This window comes from Bacillus sp. Au-Bac7 (assembly GCF_021341655.1).
In the GTDB taxonomy this organism is placed as follows: Bacteria; Bacillota; Bacilli; order Bacillales; family Cytobacillaceae; genus Niallia.
The window spans coordinates 1048801-1065895 of sequence record NZ_JAJTTG010000001.1 but is presented as its reverse complement, the minus strand read 5'-3'; the positions used below and the strand labels follow the sequence as shown (position 1 = coordinate 1065895).

26 protein-coding genes are annotated in these 17095 nt (G+C 34.4%); 23 read left to right on the top strand and 3 right to left on the bottom strand.

What is annotated here, in order from left to right; all coding sequences use genetic code 11:
• The first annotated feature begins 65 nt into the window (after positions 1 to 65).
• The 9 genes from LXM54_RS05440 (at position 66) to LXM54_RS05400 (ending at position 6993) form a co-directional block, all read left to right on the top strand.
• Entirely contained in the window at positions 66 to 299 is a 234-nt protein-coding gene (locus tag LXM54_RS05440; protein ID WP_233314065.1) for a DUF896 domain-containing protein, read from the top strand.
• Positions 300 to 421: 122 nt separating this feature from the next.
• Positions 422 to 841 carry a DUF4279 domain-containing protein gene (locus tag LXM54_RS05435; RefSeq protein WP_233314064.1) on the top strand — a complete coding sequence of 140 codons (420 nt, stop codon included), beginning with the start codon at positions 422 to 424 and terminating at the stop codon, positions 839 to 841.
• A 240-nt stretch (positions 842 to 1081) separates the two neighbouring features.
• Positions 1082 to 3091 (top strand): transketolase, encoded by a 2010-nt coding sequence (gene tkt, locus LXM54_RS05430; protein ID WP_233314063.1) that lies wholly within the window; start codon positions 1082 to 1084, stop codon positions 3089 to 3091.
• A gap of 182 nt (positions 3092 to 3273) precedes the next feature.
• The gene (sirA, locus tag LXM54_RS05425; RefSeq protein WP_233314062.1) at positions 3274 to 3717 is read left to right on the top strand and encodes a sporulation inhibitor of replication protein SirA; all 444 of its coding nucleotides are present in this window, start codon (positions 3274 to 3276) and stop codon (positions 3715 to 3717) included.
• Positions 3718 to 3803: 86 nt separating this feature from the next.
• Positions 3804 to 4022 (top strand): YneF family protein, encoded by a 219-nt coding sequence (locus tag LXM54_RS05420; protein ID WP_127741347.1) that lies wholly within the window; start codon positions 3804 to 3806, stop codon positions 4020 to 4022.
• Positions 4023 to 4685: 663 nt separating this feature from the next.
• A complete protein-coding gene (locus tag LXM54_RS05415; RefSeq protein WP_233314061.1) occupies positions 4686 to 5045 on the top strand; it encodes a hypothetical protein in 360 nt (119 codons plus the stop codon).
• 208 nt (positions 5046 to 5253) lie between these two features.
• A complete protein-coding gene (locus tag LXM54_RS05410) occupies positions 5254 to 5919 on the top strand; it encodes a 3'-5' exonuclease (RefSeq protein WP_233314060.1) in 666 nt (221 codons plus the stop codon).
• Between the two features lie 79 nt (positions 5920 to 5998).
• Positions 5999 to 6253, top strand: coding sequence for a hypothetical protein (locus LXM54_RS05405; protein ID WP_233314059.1), 255 nt, complete (start codon positions 5999 to 6001; stop codon positions 6251 to 6253).
• A gap of 530 nt (positions 6254 to 6783) precedes the next feature.
• A complete protein-coding gene (locus LXM54_RS05400; RefSeq protein ID WP_233314058.1) occupies positions 6784 to 6993 on the top strand; it encodes a hypothetical protein in 210 nt (69 codons plus the stop codon).
• A gap of 170 nt (positions 6994 to 7163) precedes the next feature.
• Here the strand turns inward: LXM54_RS05400 and LXM54_RS05395 are convergent, their stop codons facing one another.
• Positions 7164 to 7337 (bottom strand): aspartyl-phosphate phosphatase Spo0E family protein, encoded by a 174-nt coding sequence (locus tag LXM54_RS05395; protein ID WP_233314057.1) that lies wholly within the window; start codon positions 7335 to 7337, stop codon positions 7164 to 7166.
• Positions 7338 to 7581: 244 nt separating this feature from the next.
• Here LXM54_RS05395 and LXM54_RS05390 point away from each other — a divergent pair, with 244 nt between their 5' ends.
• From LXM54_RS05390 to LXM54_RS05375, 4 genes are all read left to right on the top strand, one after another.
• Positions 7582 to 8289: a cytochrome c biogenesis CcdA family protein gene (locus tag LXM54_RS05390; protein ID WP_233314056.1), complete on the top strand. Its 708-nt coding sequence runs from the start codon at positions 7582 to 7584 to the stop codon at positions 8287 to 8289.
• A gap of 157 nt (positions 8290 to 8446) precedes the next feature.
• Positions 8447 to 8806 (top strand): response regulator, encoded by a 360-nt coding sequence (locus tag LXM54_RS05385; RefSeq protein ID WP_233314055.1) that lies wholly within the window; start codon positions 8447 to 8449, stop codon positions 8804 to 8806.
• Positions 8807 to 8947: 141 nt separating this feature from the next.
• Positions 8948 to 9418, top strand: coding sequence for a CcdC family protein (locus tag LXM54_RS05380; RefSeq protein ID WP_233314054.1), 471 nt, complete (start codon positions 8948 to 8950; stop codon positions 9416 to 9418).
• Between the two features lie 135 nt (positions 9419 to 9553).
• Positions 9554 to 10105: a DUF2441 domain-containing protein gene (locus LXM54_RS05375; RefSeq protein WP_233314762.1), complete on the top strand. Its 552-nt coding sequence runs from the start codon at positions 9554 to 9556 to the stop codon at positions 10103 to 10105.
• 106 nt (positions 10106 to 10211) lie between these two features.
• Here the strand turns inward: LXM54_RS05375 and LXM54_RS05370 are convergent, their stop codons facing one another.
• On the bottom strand, positions 10212 to 10391 hold the full coding sequence (locus LXM54_RS05370) for a hypothetical protein (RefSeq protein ID WP_233314053.1): 180 nt from the start codon (positions 10389 to 10391) through the stop codon (positions 10212 to 10214).
• A 174-nt stretch (positions 10392 to 10565) separates the two neighbouring features.
• On the opposite strand from LXM54_RS05370, the gene LXM54_RS05365 reads away from it, so the two are divergent.
• Positions 10566 to 11201, top strand: a complete 636-nt coding sequence (locus tag LXM54_RS05365; RefSeq protein WP_233314052.1) for a DUF1349 domain-containing protein — start codon at positions 10566 to 10568, stop codon at positions 11199 to 11201.
• A gap of 47 nt (positions 11202 to 11248) precedes the next feature.
• Here LXM54_RS05365 and LXM54_RS05360 read toward each other — a convergent pair whose 3' ends face one another.
• The gene (locus LXM54_RS05360; RefSeq protein ID WP_233314051.1) at positions 11249 to 11638 is read right to left on the bottom strand and encodes a hypothetical protein; all 390 of its coding nucleotides are present in this window, start codon (positions 11636 to 11638) and stop codon (positions 11249 to 11251) included.
• 129 nt (positions 11639 to 11767) lie between these two features.
• On the opposite strand from LXM54_RS05360, the gene LXM54_RS05355 reads away from it, so the two are divergent.
• The 9 genes from LXM54_RS05355 (at position 11768) to LXM54_RS05315 (ending at position 17033) form a co-directional block, all read left to right on the top strand.
• Positions 11768 to 12373, top strand: a complete 606-nt coding sequence (locus tag LXM54_RS05355; protein ID WP_233314050.1) for a hypothetical protein — start codon at positions 11768 to 11770, stop codon at positions 12371 to 12373.
• Between the two features lie 228 nt (positions 12374 to 12601).
• Positions 12602 to 12841 (top strand): hypothetical protein, encoded by a 240-nt coding sequence (locus tag LXM54_RS05350; protein WP_233314049.1) that lies wholly within the window; start codon positions 12602 to 12604, stop codon positions 12839 to 12841.
• Between the two features lie 138 nt (positions 12842 to 12979).
• Complete coding sequence (locus tag LXM54_RS05345) at positions 12980 to 13513, top strand: GrpB family protein (RefSeq protein WP_233314048.1); 534 nt, start codon at positions 12980 to 12982, stop codon at positions 13511 to 13513.
• A 32-nt stretch (positions 13514 to 13545) separates the two neighbouring features.
• Positions 13546 to 14088: a GrpB family protein gene (locus LXM54_RS05340; protein ID WP_233314047.1), complete on the top strand. Its 543-nt coding sequence runs from the start codon at positions 13546 to 13548 to the stop codon at positions 14086 to 14088.
• Between the two features lie 119 nt (positions 14089 to 14207).
• Positions 14208 to 15089, top strand: coding sequence for a M23 family metallopeptidase (locus LXM54_RS05335; protein WP_233314046.1), 882 nt, complete (start codon positions 14208 to 14210; stop codon positions 15087 to 15089).
• Between the two features lie 77 nt (positions 15090 to 15166).
• On the top strand, positions 15167 to 15922 hold the full coding sequence (locus tag LXM54_RS05330) for a phosphotransferase family protein (protein ID WP_233314045.1): 756 nt from the start codon (positions 15167 to 15169) through the stop codon (positions 15920 to 15922).
• A gap of 54 nt (positions 15923 to 15976) precedes the next feature.
• Entirely contained in the window at positions 15977 to 16378 is a 402-nt protein-coding gene (locus LXM54_RS05325) for a VOC family protein (RefSeq protein WP_233314761.1), read from the top strand.
• A 108-nt stretch (positions 16379 to 16486) separates the two neighbouring features.
• Positions 16487 to 16771 (top strand): HIT family protein, encoded by a 285-nt coding sequence (locus LXM54_RS05320; protein ID WP_233314044.1) that lies wholly within the window; start codon positions 16487 to 16489, stop codon positions 16769 to 16771.
• A gap of 79 nt (positions 16772 to 16850) precedes the next feature.
• Complete coding sequence (locus tag LXM54_RS05315) at positions 16851 to 17033, top strand: hypothetical protein (RefSeq protein ID WP_233314043.1); 183 nt, start codon at positions 16851 to 16853, stop codon at positions 17031 to 17033.
• Positions 17034 to 17095: the final 62 nt, after the last annotated feature.

Here is a 17095-nt window from a genome sequence, read left to right as displayed (position 1 = left end):
TTAACTATGTTTCCATATATATTTCGGGGATTTCCGTAATGGAAGAAGGAAAGGAGAAAATGCAGATGATTTCAAATGAAAAGCTTAATCGCATAAACGAGTTGGCAAAAAAGAAAAAAGAACAAGGCTTAACTGAAGCAGAAGCAAAAGAACAAACTGCATTAAGAGCTGAATACTTAAAAACATTCCGTTCTAACATGCTTACAACACTAGAAGGTGTTAAAATCTATGACCCAAATGGTGATGATGTAACTCCTCAAAAAATTAAAGACATTCAAGAAAAGAAAAAATTGCACTAAAAAATCATGGCTTAGTTTGCCATGATTTTTTTTATTTCTGACGATTAACGGAATTTGTTAAAAAGTTGAAGATTTCACTTTCAATAAAGATGGTTAATGGAATCACAAGAGGTGAGAATGGAATGGATCAAACAGAAATCAAGGTGTACTTTAAAATCTACGCAGATGATTTTCCATTGGAGCAGGTTACAAAACGCTTGGATATATACCCAACAAAAATTTATAAAAAAGGTGACTTCATTAGAAAGATAAATGAAACGAAAAACTTAACTAGAAGCTATACATCTTGGGAACTCAGTACCGGGTATCAAGAATCTCTTGATACAGGAGAACTGATATCGCAAATTATAAGACAATTACAGGGGAAAACTACTGTTATAAATGATCTTAGAGAGGAATTTGGCTTAGAATGCAGTTTCGTTATCGTGATAAAAATTAATGATGGATATTCACCAAGTTTGCATTTAGATAGCCATTTAGTAGAATTCGCTTCCAAAATTGAAGCAGATTTTGATATCGATTTATATGCCAATCCTTACTAGAAAACATAAAATTTCTTTGTATGAAATTCAAAAAAATTTTAGGATTTTTTGTGAATTTGGTTAAGATATAATGAAAGAATTGGTAAACAGGGAGATTAAATAGTCATCATGGTATTTTTTTTTACCGAAATTGGGTTTATACTATAAAAGTCAGACATCTTATAATCTAATGAGTTGTGTTATAAAGCCGAGACATTTATTATAAGTATGTACGATTTATAAATGAGAGGATGTTAGTGAATGACAGAAACAATTGATAACTTAGCTATTAGTTCAATCCGCACATTAGCGATTGATAGTATTGAAAAAGCTAATTCCGGCCATCCTGGAATGCCAATGGGTGCAGCTCCGATGGCATATAAATTATGGACTTCTTTCATGAACCATAATCCAAAAAATCCAACTTGGTTTAACCGCGATCGCTTTGTTCTTTCTGCAGGCCACGGTTCTGCATTGCTATACAGCATGCTGCATTTATCCGGTTATGATTTATCAATCGAAGATTTGAAGCAATTCCGCCAATGGGGAAGCAAAACTCCTGGACATCCAGAATACAAGCACACAGCTGGTGTTGATGCAACAACAGGTCCACTAGGTCAAGGTATTGCCATGGCTGTTGGTATGGCAATGGCTGAAAGACATTTGGCTTCTGTTTATAACAGAGATTCATATCAAGTGGTAGATCACTTTACATACGGCATTTGCGGCGACGGCGACTTAATGGAAGGTGTTTCTGCAGAAGCAGCTTCACTTGCAGGTCACTTAAAGCTTGGAAGACTAGTTGTTCTTTATGATTCAAACGATATCTCATTGGACGGAGACTTGGACAAGTCCTTCTCTGAAAGTGTAGAACAACGCTTTAAGTCTTATGGATGGCAATACTTGCGTGTTGAAGATGGAAACGATCTTGCAGAATTGACAACTGCTTTGGAAGCAGCTAAATCAGATGAAAACCATCCAACATTGATTGAAGTGAAAACAGTTATCGGATTCGGTTCTCCAAACAAATCTGGTAAATCTGCTTCACATGGTGCTCCACTTGGTGCAGACGAAATCAAATTGACGAAAGAAGCATACAAATGGACTTTCGAAGAGGATTTCTATGTTCCTGAAGAGGTTTACGAGCATTTCAAAAAAACAATCGCTGAAAATGGTGCGAAAAAAGAGCAAGAGTGGACAGAACTTCTTAAACAATATGAAGGTGAATATCCAGAGCTTGCTAAACAATTCAAGCTTGCAATCGATGATAAATTGCCAGAAGGCTGGGATAAAGATATTCCTGTTTATGAAGAAGGCAAGAGCCTTGCAAGCCGTGCTTCTTCTGGAGAAGTGCTTAACGGTATCGCTAAAAACGTTCCTTCCTTCATTGGCGGTTCTGCTGACTTGGCAGGAAGCAACAATACAATGATTAAAGGAGAAAAAGATTTCACTCCTGAAAACTTTGCAGGCAGAAACATCTGGTTCGGAGTAAGGGAATTCGCAATGGGTGCTGCTATGAATGGTATCGCTCTTCACGGCGGATTAAGAATATTTGGAGGAACGTTCTTCGTATTCTCTGATTACCTTAAACCAGCAATCAGACTTGCAGCAATCATGGGCTTGCCTGTAACTTATGTCTTTACACATGACAGTATTGCAGTAGGTGAGGATGGTCCTACACATGAGCCGGTTGAACAGCTTGCTGGTTTGCGTGCATTGCCAAACCTTTCCGTAATTCGTCCAGCTGATGGTAATGAGACAGCAGCTGCTTGGAAGCTTTCTTTAGAATCAACGGACAAACCAACTGCTTTAGTATTGACTCGTCAAAACTTGCCGACTATTAAAGGGACGGATGTTAACGCATACGAAGGCGTTTCTAAAGGTGCATATGTCATTTCACCTGCAAGCAAAGAAACTCCAGATGCACTTCTAGTAGCAGCTGGTTCAGAGGTAGGACTTGCGGTTGAAGCACAAAAGGCATTAGAAACAGAAGGTATTTCTGTATCTGTTGTCAGCATGCCATCATGGGATCGCTTCGAACAGCAATCTGCTGAGTATAAAAACAGCGTGCTTCCAAAAACAGTGAAAAAACGTCTTGCAATTGAGATGGGAAGCTCACTAGGCTGGCATAGATATGCTGGAGACGAAGGCGAAGTATTGGCAATCGATACTTTCGGAGCTTCTGCACCAGGAAATAAAATTCTAGCAGAATATGGCTTTACAGTAGAAAATGTTGTAGCACGTCTAAAAGCAGTGCTTGATAACAACTAATATATACAGAAAAAAGAAGAGCAGATTGCTCTTCTTTTTTTTGAACAGAATCTCTCGAATATGCCAATAAATTTCGAATTCGACAAAACTAGTCTGTTTTTTTAACAGCTTGAGACACAACTTGTATATTTGCTTCCTTATAATAGAAGAAAAGAATGCAAATAGGCGGGTGTGCAAAGGGTATGAGAAAATATTATTTGTATTTGATTAAAGAGGATATAGCAACTGATTATCTTGGGAAAGAAAGAATGTTTTACAAATTATTTTCTGAGCATACTAAAACAGATGATTCCTTGCTTAAATTAGAGACGGCAAAGCAAATCGACTATATCACACTTCCTATATCTGTGTGGAGACTCCAGAAGCTATTGTTTGGCGATCTGCAAAAAAACAAAAGCTTCAAGCAGCAGGACAGCCATACATATTACATAGAAAACGGCAATTTAAGCAGTGCGCAGCTGAGGCTCACCAAACAATACATAGTTATTGAAGCAGAAGGATATTATGATGCTGAGTCGATTTTCTTTGAAATTTTGCGAAAAAATGAACCGTCCTTTTTGGCGATTGACGTGGAAAATGCCCGATTTGGCTGGTTAAAACCAATAAAAGAAAGAAATTTGATATGAACATGAGAAATTATTGGACAAATATTGTATAATATTCTTTGGTCTAGTACACTAAGTAATAGACAACATGAAGGAGGAAAAGATATATGCTATGGCTTTATATTCTAATTGGTGTTTTGGCACTGATTGCTGGACTAGCTATTGGGTTCTTCATCGCGCGTAGATACATGATGACTTACTTGAAGAACAACCCGCCAATTAACGAGCAAATGCTTAAAATGATGATGATGCAAATGGGAATGAAACCATCCCAAAAGAAAATCAATCAAATGATGGCTGCAATGAACAAACAACAAGGGAAATAAACCTTTGTGGTTGTAGGTTCTACGCTGTTACATAGCGTTTAATAGATAAAGGTTTCCCTAAAAATGCCTTGTAGAGTGAATCTTTCATCTAGAATTTACATCGCATTTGGTTTAACCTTCTGGTGTAACTTTCATCAAACTAATTTAAAACCACTTTTCCTGTGAAAACATAATCATAGGGAAAGTGGTTTTTTCATTGGAATTTGAAGATGTATTAAACGAGTATTTATATCATTGTGAAGCAATGGGTTTTACCCCATAGACCATGGTAAATAAACGTCAAGAGTACAAACAACTCAAACAGTACCTAAATGAAAAGCTTGGAATTGAACAATTAGAAAACATAACAATATTTGATTTAAAGTCCTATGTACGGCTAAAACAGAAGGATGGATTAAAGCCACAGAGTATAGTGTCTATGTTTAAGATGGTATCAGCTTTCTTTAGTTGGTGTGAGAAAGAAGGTTAATAAAAACAACTTTTATTTAGACTTTAGCTAAGTTTTTGAGAGATGTTTAAAAAAGCAATTAGAAAACTAATTTTATTATTGAAAGGAAATAATTATAGTGATACAAAAGTACTATTATTTGTCTTATTTGGTTGAAATAATGAGTAATTATTACTATACTGTAATGTTGAGAAATAATTACGGAGGTTGGAAAAATGTTTTTACGCAATAAACGATTGGGATTGGTTTTAGTATTATCTGTTGTATTACTTCTAGCTGCTTGTGGTGGCTCTACTAAAGATAAATTAGTGGGAACTTGGAAAGTTGTAATAGATGGGGAAACTGCTGGACATCTAGAAATAGGTGAAGAAAGATTAATAAACAAGGATGAATCAGTGACTGCAGAGTACATAGTTACCGAATCAGAAGATGGTAACTTTTTGCTAGAAGTAATTAATCCGGAAGACGGAACTAATGAATTATTATTTGAAGGTTATTTTGAAAATAAAGACAAAATCATTGTAGTAAAATCTTCAAGTGGAACAGAAGAAGATTCCCAGTTAATTAGAGAGTAGATAAAAGAGAAAGATGAAAGGTGCGTATTACGTTTAGTATATGCCTTTCATCTTTTTTTAATGTTAATAATAGTACATTAACCTTTGGGTGTTTTATTGATAAATGCAGACTTTTTATTAGTAATAATATAAGTGAAATTGAACACTAATAATAGGAATGGTATAATTTTTACTTGTACAGCATTAAGAGGGAGATGTAATAACCATCATGGATGTCATAATTGTTGATCTAGAAAATCAAATTACTTTCAACAAAGGGGAAAAACAATACATTATAGAGATTGGAGCTGCAAAAGTTAGAAACTCCAAAGTCATTTCTACTTTCAGGCGCATTGTTTTACCAAAGACAGGACACATAAGAAAATCATCTAGAAAAATGATCGGTATTACAGAGGCTGAAATGCGCAAGGGAATCCCTTTGGCTATAGCGATGAAGGAGTTTGAAAAGTGGATAGGTGAAGATGATTACTATATATGTACGTGGAGTCCATCTGACCTCAATATATTAATTAATAATTATTCAATTGACGCATATCCTATTTCCTGGTTAAAAAACTACACTGACATACAAAAACCAATTTCTAAAGTATTAGGAAGTCATCATCCTGTTAGCTTAAAAAAGGCTTTAGAATTTGCAAATATTAATCATGAAGGAAAGTTACATTCTGGACTGGATGATTCTATAAATACTGCACACTTATTTATTAAGTATGAAAATAAGATTCACTTATTTGAAAATAATATCAATGAATTATTAGTAAGTAATCTATATAAGAAGTGTCGAGAATGTGGGAAAATCGTATACCATAACGAAATTGAAAAAGGCAAATGTAAGCAATGTAGTAGTAAAGTAAGAAAAAAGGTGACTTTATAAAACAGGGAATTTAAAATGAAATTAGCCCATTATAGGGCTTTTTATTTTATAATAATGTAAAAAGTAAATGGGGATTATTATGATTACAGAAAAGTATAACTTAAATCAATCAACGTTGGATTTTTTAATGGAATACACTAAGTTGGTTAAATCAGGTGTAGTTATTAGTAATCAGGAACTTATAGATATATTCAAAACGTCTAAGTTTTATAGTGAAGAAGTGGAAACATATTATCCAACTGCAATTAGTAAGTCATTATGGTATGCAATACATAGAAGTGACCAGTGGTTAAAGTTAGGGAAAGGTAAATACAAGCGAATGGAAGTACAGTAATGGGCTTTTTGTTTTGGATAAGCGTATAAAATAAAAAGCCTTCACTTGTCCTTAGTGAAGGTTAGATCGGTGTATAACTTACTTCGCTTAATTATGTAAGTTACAGTAAAGTATATTATGGGAGTTTATGGTATGTAAACGAAGAACAAACACTATTTTTATTAATTCTTTTGTAAATAAACAGAGATTTAAAAAAAGGGACATCGTTAGCTATTGAAACTGTTTATACATGACAGAAGGTGAGAAGTTTATCTACTATTGGTGGCTTGGGCTTTCTATTATTTTTGTTGGTGTGATTATAGTGGGAATATTTGAGTTTAGAAAAGAGAGACGATGAATAGTGAGTATGAATGAAATGGTTTGTGAACTATTGGCTAAAAAGATTTAAGCTTGTAATTGAAGATATAGCTAATCTACTTAATAAGGCGAGAATACCGCCAAGTTATAAAATTTTTAGTAAGGTGTTCGTTATTAAGAAGGAATTGTTTGTTATATCACCGAATACTAATAATAGTGGAGGTGTATTCAATATGAAAGAATATATTGTTTATTTTACTTATGGAAATGATGAAAAAAGAAGCTTGGTTATTCGGCACAATCATTTAAGCAATGCTACAGGCTTTATTTTAAAGAATCAGTGGATTCAGGATTCAGTTACAGGAGAATATTTTAATTTTGATAAAGTGTTAAGCTTCTCTGTTGAAGAAGCACCTAATGATTTTACGAGAGAGATGTATTGAGATAGAAAATTAGTACAAGGCATCCTGTTGGATGTCTTTTTTATATATAAGTCGATTATTAGCAATGGTGAAAAACCAATAAATTTGTCGTTTTTTGCGATTGCCGGGGGAATAATTGAATATATTATTCCTCAAGAAAATCCCCCTCTTTTCATAAAGTGGGGGATTTTTTATTTAGAAACTTTTTTGGGATTAGCGGTAGTTTCCATTAATTTATTTATAAGTATATCTAGTTCCTGACTGCAGCTGATTACAATGGGTGAAGCAAAACCATGTTCTTTTGCAGCTTCAACTAATTTTTGTCTTTTTATTTCTATTAAGTAAACCAATTGCTGATTTGACATGGTATTAGTCCTTTCTAGCTTTATGATTCGTCGAACATCCTTGTTACTTAAATCATGTACATGCCGCCGAAATCTTATGCATCAAAAGTGTTATCTATTTCTTAAGCTATTAAAAAACTTTTACTATGCATGTCTATATCTTGATTATAGCGATTTATGGAATTTAATGCAAAAAATCTGTAAATATCATATTAAGGAAAGCTTGTCATATAGTATATGGATGGACATAAACAGGAGGGATTTGATGAGTGATATTAATTTGTTTATATCCTTAGGAGCAGGCTTCTTAAGCTTTCTATCTCCATGCTGTCTTCCGCTTTATCCGGCATTTCTCTCCTATATTACAGGAATGTCTGTTGGCAGTATGAAAAATAATGCTGTACTTCTACAAAGAACAAGCATTTTGCATACAATCTTTTTCCTGATAGGGTTTTCTTCGATTTTTTTTGCTTTAGCATTTAGCACTACGTTAATAGGGACATTATTTGAAGAGCATATGGAGTTGTTGAGAAAGGCAGGATCGATTATTATCATTGTTTTTGGTTTGTTTATATTAGAAATAATCAGACCGAAATTTTTAATGAAGGAACGGAGAATCACATTCCGTGAAAGGCCAGCTGGTTTTTTTGGTTCCTTTTTAATCGGAATAAGTTTTGCAGCAGGCTGGACACCATGCTCTGGACCAATTATAGGTGCTGTTCTTTACTTAGCGAGCACAAATCCAGCCTCGAGCATTCTCTATATGTTTGCCTATATTTTAGGGTTTGCGATTCCCTTTTTGCTGCTTTCCTTTTTCATTGGGAGTATGCCTGTCATTCAACGATACAGCAGGTCTTTTATGAGAATAGGAGGAGTTTTTATGATAATTATGGGAATTATTTTGTATTTTAATGGGCTAAATGTCATAATTCGAGCTCTTTCGCCAATCTTTGGAGGCTTCAAAGGCTTTTAAATTTTTTACTTTCCTGTATAATAATAGGTAAGGGAAATGCCCGCAAACTTATCAAAAAATAGTGATTGAAAAGATCACAAAGATTCGATATATTGTTTAAGGTGCTAATTTATAGATGGAAAAGTATTTGTCCGTTTTTTGTTGAGGAGGAACAACTATGGCAAGAATATTAATAGTAGACGATGCAAAATTTATGAGATTGACACTCTTTAACATACTAACCAAAGCAAACCATGAAGTGGTTGGTGAAGGAGAAAACGGGAAAGATGCTATTCGCCTGTATAGGGAATTAGATCCAGATCTAGTCACTATGGACATTACAATGCCAGAAATGAGTGGACTTGAAGCAGTCAAAGAAATAAAAAAAGAATTCCCAAATGCTAAAGTTGTTATGTGTTCAGCAATGGGACAGCAAAAAATGGTAGTAGAAGCAATTGAAGCAGGAGCAAAGGATTTTATTGTTAAGCCGTTTGATGAAAACAGAGTTTTAGATGCTGTCAATAGAGTATTGAGCTAATGTATAATGGAGTTTTTAGGGTATGATGCAAATCATATCCGTTTTTTAATTCTTTTAAAAAAAGCTAAATTTTGTTACTATATAATAGGATTAAATGATAATAGCCAATCGGCTGGCTTAAATAAAAAGGAGAGATGAGCAATGACATCAGTCATTCTATCATCAATTGTAGCTATTTTCATGGGGACATTTTTTATGGTCGTCCGAATGAAAGCGGCAAAAAAACCAGTATCAGCAAAAAAAATTATCTTGCCTCCTGTCATGATGAGCACAGGCGCGCTCATGTTCGTTTTTCCGATGTTTGCGGTAACGACAACGGAGATATTGGAATCTTGTATTATAGGTATGCTTTTTTCTATCTTGTTGATTAAAACCTCAAGTTTTGAGATAAAGGAAAATGATATATACTTGAAAAAGTCGAAAGCCTTTATTTTTATTTTATTTGGGCTTCTTGCTGTTCGGATTGTCGCTAAATTAATCTTAAGCAGCTCCATAGATGTGGGAGCACTAAGCGGAATGTTCTGGATTCTTGCTTTTTCGATGATTGTACCTTGGAGAATAGCGATGTTAGTTAACTATAAAAAACTAGAAGCACAGCTTAAAGCTAGTTAAAGCCTTATCCTTTTTGGATAAGGTTTTTTATTATAGCAGGCTTTTCAAAAAAAGACGAGAACTAATACTGGGAAAGGGAGGGCGATGCAGGTGGATGGAGTATATTATGTTTATCATCTAGTTACAAGAAAGAAAATGGCGCTTGGCCAAGTTCTGAACTTTGATAAGAATGAAGCTAATAATCTTTATCGATTCTCTTTCGAAAGAGACTGGAAAAATTCTCAAGGAGAAGACTTTATGAGAATTTTCTATAATAACTTTTCAGCAGATGAACTGAACTTAAAGGACGAAGATGCAAAAGTTGCCTTTGAATATGTTGGCCAAACCGTTCGCGCTATTAGAGAAGTAATTGTAGAAATGGTAAGGCTTCAAGAATTTCCCGAATATCCTTCACGATTGTCTTGTTTGTATGCTGCCAAAAGCTATGAAGATGCATTAAAGTGGAAAGTATTATTTGATTCTTTTAACCGCAATGTTTTGCAAATTGTTAAATTAAAGGTTATAGGCAGTTGTTTTGAAGGTGATGGCAGTCTTCTGCCAAAAGAAGATGGGGCAACATTTGCACATAAGATCAAGGAAGCAAGAGAATATTGGAAAGAAAATATAGGAAATGAGCTTCCAGAACTTTTAATAAACGGCAGGATAGAAGTGGTAGAAATAGTAGATGATTATACATCCGAAGCATAGCTGCATAAAAATTTTTATAGTAGCAAATTACATGTTTTCCTCTATGGTTTGTGTGTTAGTAAAAACACCTCCCATTTCTGCAAAACAGGAGGTGTATTAAATCCTTCTAGTGAGGATAGTTATTCCGATTTTTCCAATCTTCATAGAAATTCTTCAATGTGCCGTGGATGCCATGTAAAGCTAATAATATTAAGTACAGCATCATAACAGTAGCAATCTCTCTTGTGATAAATGCAATCGCAGCAATTAACAGAGTGGAAAAAGTAAATAGCAATTTGTTATTCATCGTTTACCTCAAAAAGTATATGTATTTGAACACTAAGCGTGAACTAATTCATTTTAACATAATATTTACCATATAAGTCTAAGATTCTCATGACTTTTTTATATCTTATAGAAGTAAGCTGAAGTATAATGAAAGCGTATACTTATAATTGGGAAAATAGGAGGTAAATGGAATATGGGTAATTTGCTTCTCGATGAAAAGTTTGAAAATACAAAGTTGAACAGCTTGCTTCAGTGGCGGTGTGAGCCGCGAAAATGGTACGTCGATGAAAAAAGCTCGCAATTAGTGTTAGAAACAGATCAGGAAACAGATTATTGGCAAAAAACACATTATGGCTTTCAAGCAGACAATGGGCACTTTCTGTTTATAGAAACAGATAAGAACTTCAGGATGACAACAAAGGTAAAAACATACCCAAAATCAAAGTATGATCATGCAGGTTTGATGATTCGCTATTCACAAGATGTCTGGGTTAAAACTTCTTTAGAATATATCACAGATGAGCTCAGTAAATTAGGAGCTGTCGTTACTAATCAAGGGTACTCGGACTGGTCGACTCAAAAAGCGGAATCTAATGAGACAAATCTGTACTTCCGAATATCGAGAATAGCTCAAAACTGCTATGTTGACTTTTCGTGGAATGGTAATGACTGGTCGCAAATACGTTTAGCTCATTTGGATATTCCCAATGACGCACCAATTTCTGCTGGAGTATTCGCATGCAGTCCTCAAGGAAAGGAACAAACTGTGCAATTTGAATTTTTGACAATAGAAGAGCTTTCAGCAGATCCGAACGAAGCTTACCTTTAAAAGTTGCCAATAGGCAGCTCTTTTTTTTACTTACATCCAGTCTGCTATTAGACTTTTACCTCCATCGCTTTTCTTTTTTCTATGAATCTTATTCCTTCATCTATTACAAAAAATAAAATAGAGCTGATTAATGAAAATAACGTAAAAAACCATAATAGAAAGAAGGGAAGGAAACCAAATAAAATATGTAATCCAAAGGTAAATGCCATTCTTCCTTCAGGAAGTTTGTTTGCTATTTTTTCGATAAGGATGGAAACAGGGAGACCGTAAAGCAATAATCCTAACCCTATATAAACGGAATACATAAATAAATCACCAATAAAGTCTGATTGCATTTCCATTTCAGAAAACCATAAATTTGCAGGCAACAATATTGTAATGAATGAAAGAGATAAAAGGAAGGTAAACATGCAAGCAAGTAATTTTCTTTTTAACATAGTTTCTGCTCCTTATATTTCTGAAAAGATATTTCTTTTGTATTTGTTTTAGAAAATTATACCATATCCATATACACTTTATTCCACTTTCTGTTAAAGTAACAATAAAAACAAAAGGAGGAGGTCTATATGAAACAAGTTCCCCGCTTTACAGATTATTATGATAATCAACTTCTCGAAATTGATGAACAAATTTGTTCTTTATTACAACAACGTAAAATCCTTTCCAACGATAATCCAGGTGTACCACCTGAAGAAATTCTTTCTAGCTGGGCAAATCAGTACGAACTTTATCCGAACTTTTTATATCAATTATTTGGAGCAATGAATTATGATCACATATTTAAATCGACAATAGAACCAGTTGGTTTCAGAAAACAGATTGCTGTGCAAAAAGTAAAGGAGATAGCTGGCCGTTTTTATTCCTTAACCGTTATTCGCCAGTATGAGAATACTAGTGTCATAAAGCTTCATGTTGACTGGGAAGAGTCTGAAGAGACGCCAATTATGACCAGAATCAAGAAACAAAATCCTACCTACGCTTTAAATATTACCGACAAGCAATATGAGTGCCGAAACAATCGATCAGGCGGTTCAATAGGACATTATACATATAGTTTTATTGTTTCTCCAGCCCTACCAGATGATGTTTCAGGCATTCGTTTAGTATTTAAAGAATATAGAGATTTTTTAATGGATGAACCAACAGGGCTTGAAATAAAAATGAATCTATAGAACTGTGAAGGTTCTTATCAGCAGAGCCTTACTGTATCTTCGTTTACCAAAATTAGGGGAGGCAGAGCTTGTATCAAGTGTGATATGGAAATATCAGATAGCGGTAAGGCGATGAAATACTATAAGTTGTATTTCTTGCGTTTCACCATTAATGAACAAATAATAAGCTCACTAGTTCCTTTCTTCACCAATAACAAGAAAAAAGAAAACCAGTAAAGGGGTTTAATAATGGCTAATAATACGCTCATAATTTCCATGATTGTTAATTTATTTCTGCAATTAATACCTATTATCATTATAGGAGCTATCGCTTGGATTAGTCTTTCCCGAATAGCCAAAAGACTCGAACAAAAAGCGGAGGAAAGACTAATGCTAGAAAGGGAAAATTCAGCAAGAATAAACCAAAGATTAGATGAATTGAATCAAAGATTAGTAGTTATAGAGAAGATGCTTAAAGAAGTTGAATAACTTAAGAAATGATGACAAACAGCTTCCTAATCCTGGGAAGTTGTTTTTCATCATATTTTACAAGGTAAGAAGAGGGATTTATTGGATATATCCCGAATTGTTCTCCTATATACCATGATAGATTATTGAGGTGCGCTTATGAAACTCGGGTTGAGAAGAAATGAAGTGAAACTAAGTCAGTATTCGATGCAATGGGATAAAGAATACATAAAAATAAAGCAGGCTATTCTGCATGTGCTTCCACAATTAAGGAATAGAGTGGAGCATATTGGCAGTACAGCAATCAAAGGAATGACAGCTAAACCAGTACTGGATTTAGCAGTAGGAATAGATGATTTAACAAAAGTTGACCAAAAATTTTTTTATGCATTAAAAAAATTAGGTTTTTTCAGGCTGCGTGTTGAAAGGCCGGAGGAAATCGTACTAGCAAAATTTACAGACGATACCTTTGAAGAAAAAACTCATTATCTCCATCTTGTTGAATATAATAAAGACCTTTGGAATAATTTCATCTTTTTTAGGGATTATTTAAATTCAAATAAAACAGCACGAGACATGTATACAAATCTTAAGACTAGTTTTATAGAGAAATATCCTACTGCCGGTATTGATAAATATACGGACTATAAGGCGCAATTTGTAGAAGATATTTATAAACGGAGAAAGGATTAATGGGTGCATGAACACTATTGTTGGAGGCGATTATGTCAAAAAATAATAAAGCTAAAAGCGGCATTGAAATTAAGGATTATGATGAAAATTGGGAAGAGAGTTTTGGTCTTATTAAGTATGTTATAAAATCAGCTCTTCGTGACCTTATACTCTGTGTGGAGCATGTCGGAAGTACAGCAGTAAGAGGGCTTGGAGCGAAACCGATTTTAGATATTGATATCGTCATCGAAGATTATCGTATTCTTCCTGCTGTAGTCAAAGGACTGGAGGAAATAGGCTATTATCATCAGCAAGAATGGAGCTTTGAAGGCAGAGAAGCGTTTGGGAGAAGAGATTGTTTCGTTCCATGGGATAATCATTGTACAGATTGGCTGGAACATCATTTGTATGTATGTGATAAAGGAAGTGAAGAATTAGCTAGGCATCTTGCCTTTTGCAACTACCTTCGTAAGAATGCAGAAGCAGCAGCCGAATATACTAAATTAAAAAAAGACCTTGCAAGAACGGCAAAAGACAGGCAAGCATATACAAATGGCAAAACGGAATTTATCAGAGACATATTAAATAAAGAATGAAAGTGGAAAGGACTGTAAAAAAGGTCTAGTAGTAGTTTTTACAGTAAATTAATTACGTTTTAGAAACTTTTCCCAAATGAGTCCGTAAAGATACATGTAATAATTCAGGAGGTGTCTATATGAAAGAAAATAGAAGGGTCACACCAGAAGAATTCGCACATAAATTTTTAAATGGAGATTTTTTAAGCATTTATTCTCAAACAACAGAAGAATTTAAACAGGAAGTATCATTTGAACAATTAAAGGAACTCGGAGAATCCTTCAATATCGGAGTAGACTGCTTTTCCTTAGAAATGAAAACAAATTTGAATAGAGATTTAACACAATATTTGTGGTTAGACAGCAGCCGGGACAAGGCTATGGTGGTTTTCTTTGCCCCGGATAATGTCATACATGGAATAAGACTTGCCCCCTTTATTTCCTATCCAGAAAGTGACCGTCAATTTAGCCGAAATGCTTATATAATGCCAATTAAAGAAGAATGGTTTGTTTTTTGGGGCGGCACTAATCAATTTATTAACTATCATTATCCTTATGAAAATCAAAGATATGCATATGATTTAGTCATTATGAAGGATGGTCTATCCTACCATGATTCTAGAAACAATCTGAGTAATTATTATGCCTTTAATAAAGAAATAACTGCACCAGCAGATGGCAAGATTGTAAAAATTGTAGATGGTATGAAAGACAATGCTATAGGTGAATTGAATTCGGAATATCCTGAAGGAAATTGCGTAATCATGGAACACCGCAATAATGAGTTTAGTATGCTTGCCCATTTAAAACAGGATTCCATTGTTGTAAAAGAAGGAGATTCAATAACGAAAGGTCAATTAATTGCTTTATGCGGTAATTCAGGTAATTCAACAGAACCTCATTTGCATTTTCAAGTTATGAATTCATCAAACTACCGAGAGGGTTCATCCATTCGTATTCGGTTTGAGAAAGGGTTAGATCCTATCCAAGGAGATTTTATTAGTCCTGCTGTCTTTTCCTAAAATAGAAAATGTTAGTTGCTGCAATACAGCCATTTTTGTATTACGCCTAGTACGTTATTCGGTCGGAGGAGAAAATAATGAATTTAGGGAATCCAATAGCTACAGGCAATACAGCCAATCTATATTTATTGGACAGTAAAATAATGAAAGTTTTTAAAGATTTTTTACCGCAGGGTGAAGCTTATTATGAAGCTAAAAAACAACAGTATGCTTATTCTAAAGGGCTTAATGCTCCTAAAGTACTGGAAGTGAAAAATATAAATGACAGTCAGGCAATCGTTATGGAGTATATTTACGGGGAAACATTGGGGCAGCAATTATTAAATGATTTAGAGCATGCGGAGCGATACATGAAGCTTTTAATTAACGTACAAACATCCATTCATGCAGTTATAGTTGAAGCCGATGCATTAGAGCCTCTGCCAGAAAGACTCAAATCTAAGCTTCAAGCGGTTTCTTGTTTAAATGACATACAAAAGCAAGCCTTGCTTCTAAAATTGAAGAGTTTAAAGCATGAACACAGACTTTGTCATGGAGATCTTCATCCGTTTAATCTAATTGCAACAGACAAGGAAGTTTATATCATTGATTGGGTGGATGCTAGTGCTGGTGATAGGCTGGCAGATATATGCCGAACTTATTTATTGTTTTTGTCATTTTCTATAGAGTTAGCCGAGCTTTATATAGATATGTATTGTAAACATACAACCATTCTTAAAGGTGAAATACTCGAGTGGTTGCCAATAATCGCAGGAGCAAGGTTATATGAAAATGTATCTGCGGAAGAAAACAAACTATTGATGAAAATGGTAAACGAATACTGCAGCAGATAAAGCTGATTTTTACAGGATATACGTAAAAAATAAACTTAGAAAAGGAGGATAATGGTGAGTGAAAAACTAATAAGAGTAGGCACAACTTATATCCCAGTTACTAATGTAGACCTTTCTGCAGAATGGTATGTACGGAATTTAGGTGCGGAGTTGAGTTATAAGGATGCTGATAAGGCTATCCTAAACCTGGCAAACCAAAGCTTATTTTTAGTTGCATCCCAACCTAACCAAACTGCAAACTTTTTGGATATATATGGTCAAGAACATTTCTCCATGACATTCGAAGTTAATGGATTACGCGAATTAGAAGCATTACATAACGAGTTTGTTTATAAAAAAATCCAAGTTGGTGACATAGAAGATAGAGGACACTCAGGACGTAACTTTGTATTTTCAGATATTGATGGCAATAAATTTGATGTTTGGAGTGAATGTAGTCCCAGTTTTAATATTTAGGTGAGTAGTTGGAATGTTAAGGCTGCAGTCTAGCAAATAAGAGATTAACAGCGCATATCGTTTATGATAATGAGTATATTTGTGGTCTATTAGATGATGGTCTTTTTAATGAAGGGCATGTTGAGGAAGCTTAATACAAATACAGCAAATTCTGTCATACAAGCTTCTAGATTATTTGCACAAGCTCTTAAAAAGCTTTACCAGCCGGATTGTATAACGAGATGCCAAAATCGCGGCATCTTTAGCGAGTTATCTCATTTTCATATGCATGTTGTACCACGCTATAAGCATCAATCTTTTGCAGATTTTTACTTGGATACCTATCACAATAGCCATTTACAGAGAAGATTAGCAGAAACAAAGGAGAAACTAAAAGAAACCATTAAAAAATAGAGAAGGAAGATTTATGGCCCAATACTTTATAGATAGAAAATGCGAAGCAGAGAACTGTGATTCAAGGGGAAATCGTCCATTGAAAAATTGGGAAGGAACAGCATTAAACTGGTATTGTGAGGAGCACTTAAAAGTATATTGGCTGCGAAGAAACGCTAAGTTAGAAGCATTCATTCAATTAAATAGAGATATCGAGAAACGGAAAACGCTCAGTGAGAGGCATTTAAAACTATATAAATTATATACAGAGGAAAAGTCTTAAAAGTTGCTAGAAGGACAGATAATTAAATAGGTCGGTACCTTTCTATCCCAGTTGGATACTCC

Excerpts from the sequence above, each read along its gene's own strand:
- LXM54_RS05440 (WP_233314065.1), top strand. The coding sequence starts at position 66 with ATGATTTCAAATGAAAAGCTTAATCGCATAAACGAGTTGGCAAAAAAG.
- LXM54_RS05435 (WP_233314064.1), top strand. The coding sequence starts at position 422 with ATGGATCAAACAGAAATCAAGGTGTACTTTAAAATCTACGCAGATGAT.
- tkt (WP_233314063.1), top strand. The coding sequence starts at position 1,082 with ATGACAGAAACAATTGATAACTTAGCTATTAGTTCAATCCGCACATTA.
- sirA (WP_233314062.1), top strand. The coding sequence starts at position 3,274 with ATGAGAAAATATTATTTGTATTTGATTAAAGAGGATATAGCAACTGAT.
- LXM54_RS05420 (WP_127741347.1), top strand. The coding sequence starts at position 3,804 with ATGCTATGGCTTTATATTCTAATTGGTGTTTTGGCACTGATTGCTGGA.
- LXM54_RS05415 (WP_233314061.1), top strand. The coding sequence starts at position 4,686 with ATGTTTTTACGCAATAAACGATTGGGATTGGTTTTAGTATTATCTGTT.
- LXM54_RS05410 (WP_233314060.1), top strand. The coding sequence starts at position 5,254 with ATGGATGTCATAATTGTTGATCTAGAAAATCAAATTACTTTCAACAAA.
- LXM54_RS05405 (WP_233314059.1), top strand. The coding sequence starts at position 5,999 with ATGATTACAGAAAAGTATAACTTAAATCAATCAACGTTGGATTTTTTA.
- LXM54_RS05400 (WP_233314058.1), top strand. The coding sequence starts at position 6,784 with ATGAAAGAATATATTGTTTATTTTACTTATGGAAATGATGAAAAAAGA.
- LXM54_RS05395 (WP_233314057.1), bottom strand. The coding sequence starts at position 7,337 with ATGTCAAATCAGCAATTGGTTTACTTAATAGAAATAAAAAGACAAAAA.
- LXM54_RS05390 (WP_233314056.1), top strand. The coding sequence starts at position 7,582 with ATGAGTGATATTAATTTGTTTATATCCTTAGGAGCAGGCTTCTTAAGC.
- LXM54_RS05385 (WP_233314055.1), top strand. The coding sequence starts at position 8,447 with ATGGCAAGAATATTAATAGTAGACGATGCAAAATTTATGAGATTGACA.
- LXM54_RS05380 (WP_233314054.1), top strand. The coding sequence starts at position 8,948 with ATGACATCAGTCATTCTATCATCAATTGTAGCTATTTTCATGGGGACA.
- LXM54_RS05375 (WP_233314762.1), top strand. The coding sequence starts at position 9,554 with ATGGCGCTTGGCCAAGTTCTGAACTTTGATAAGAATGAAGCTAATAAT.
- LXM54_RS05370 (WP_233314053.1), bottom strand. The coding sequence starts at position 10,391 with ATGAATAACAAATTGCTATTTACTTTTTCCACTCTGTTAATTGCTGCG.
- LXM54_RS05365 (WP_233314052.1), top strand. The coding sequence starts at position 10,566 with ATGGGTAATTTGCTTCTCGATGAAAAGTTTGAAAATACAAAGTTGAAC.
- LXM54_RS05360 (WP_233314051.1), bottom strand. The coding sequence starts at position 11,638 with ATGTTAAAAAGAAAATTACTTGCTTGCATGTTTACCTTCCTTTTATCT.
- LXM54_RS05355 (WP_233314050.1), top strand. The coding sequence starts at position 11,768 with ATGAAACAAGTTCCCCGCTTTACAGATTATTATGATAATCAACTTCTC.
- LXM54_RS05350 (WP_233314049.1), top strand. The coding sequence starts at position 12,602 with ATGGCTAATAATACGCTCATAATTTCCATGATTGTTAATTTATTTCTG.
- LXM54_RS05345 (WP_233314048.1), top strand. The coding sequence starts at position 12,980 with ATGAAACTCGGGTTGAGAAGAAATGAAGTGAAACTAAGTCAGTATTCG.
- LXM54_RS05340 (WP_233314047.1), top strand. The coding sequence starts at position 13,546 with ATGTCAAAAAATAATAAAGCTAAAAGCGGCATTGAAATTAAGGATTAT.
- LXM54_RS05335 (WP_233314046.1), top strand. The coding sequence starts at position 14,208 with ATGAAAGAAAATAGAAGGGTCACACCAGAAGAATTCGCACATAAATTT.
- LXM54_RS05330 (WP_233314045.1), top strand. The coding sequence starts at position 15,167 with ATGAATTTAGGGAATCCAATAGCTACAGGCAATACAGCCAATCTATAT.
- LXM54_RS05320 (WP_233314044.1), top strand. The coding sequence starts at position 16,487 with ATGAAGGGCATGTTGAGGAAGCTTAATACAAATACAGCAAATTCTGTC.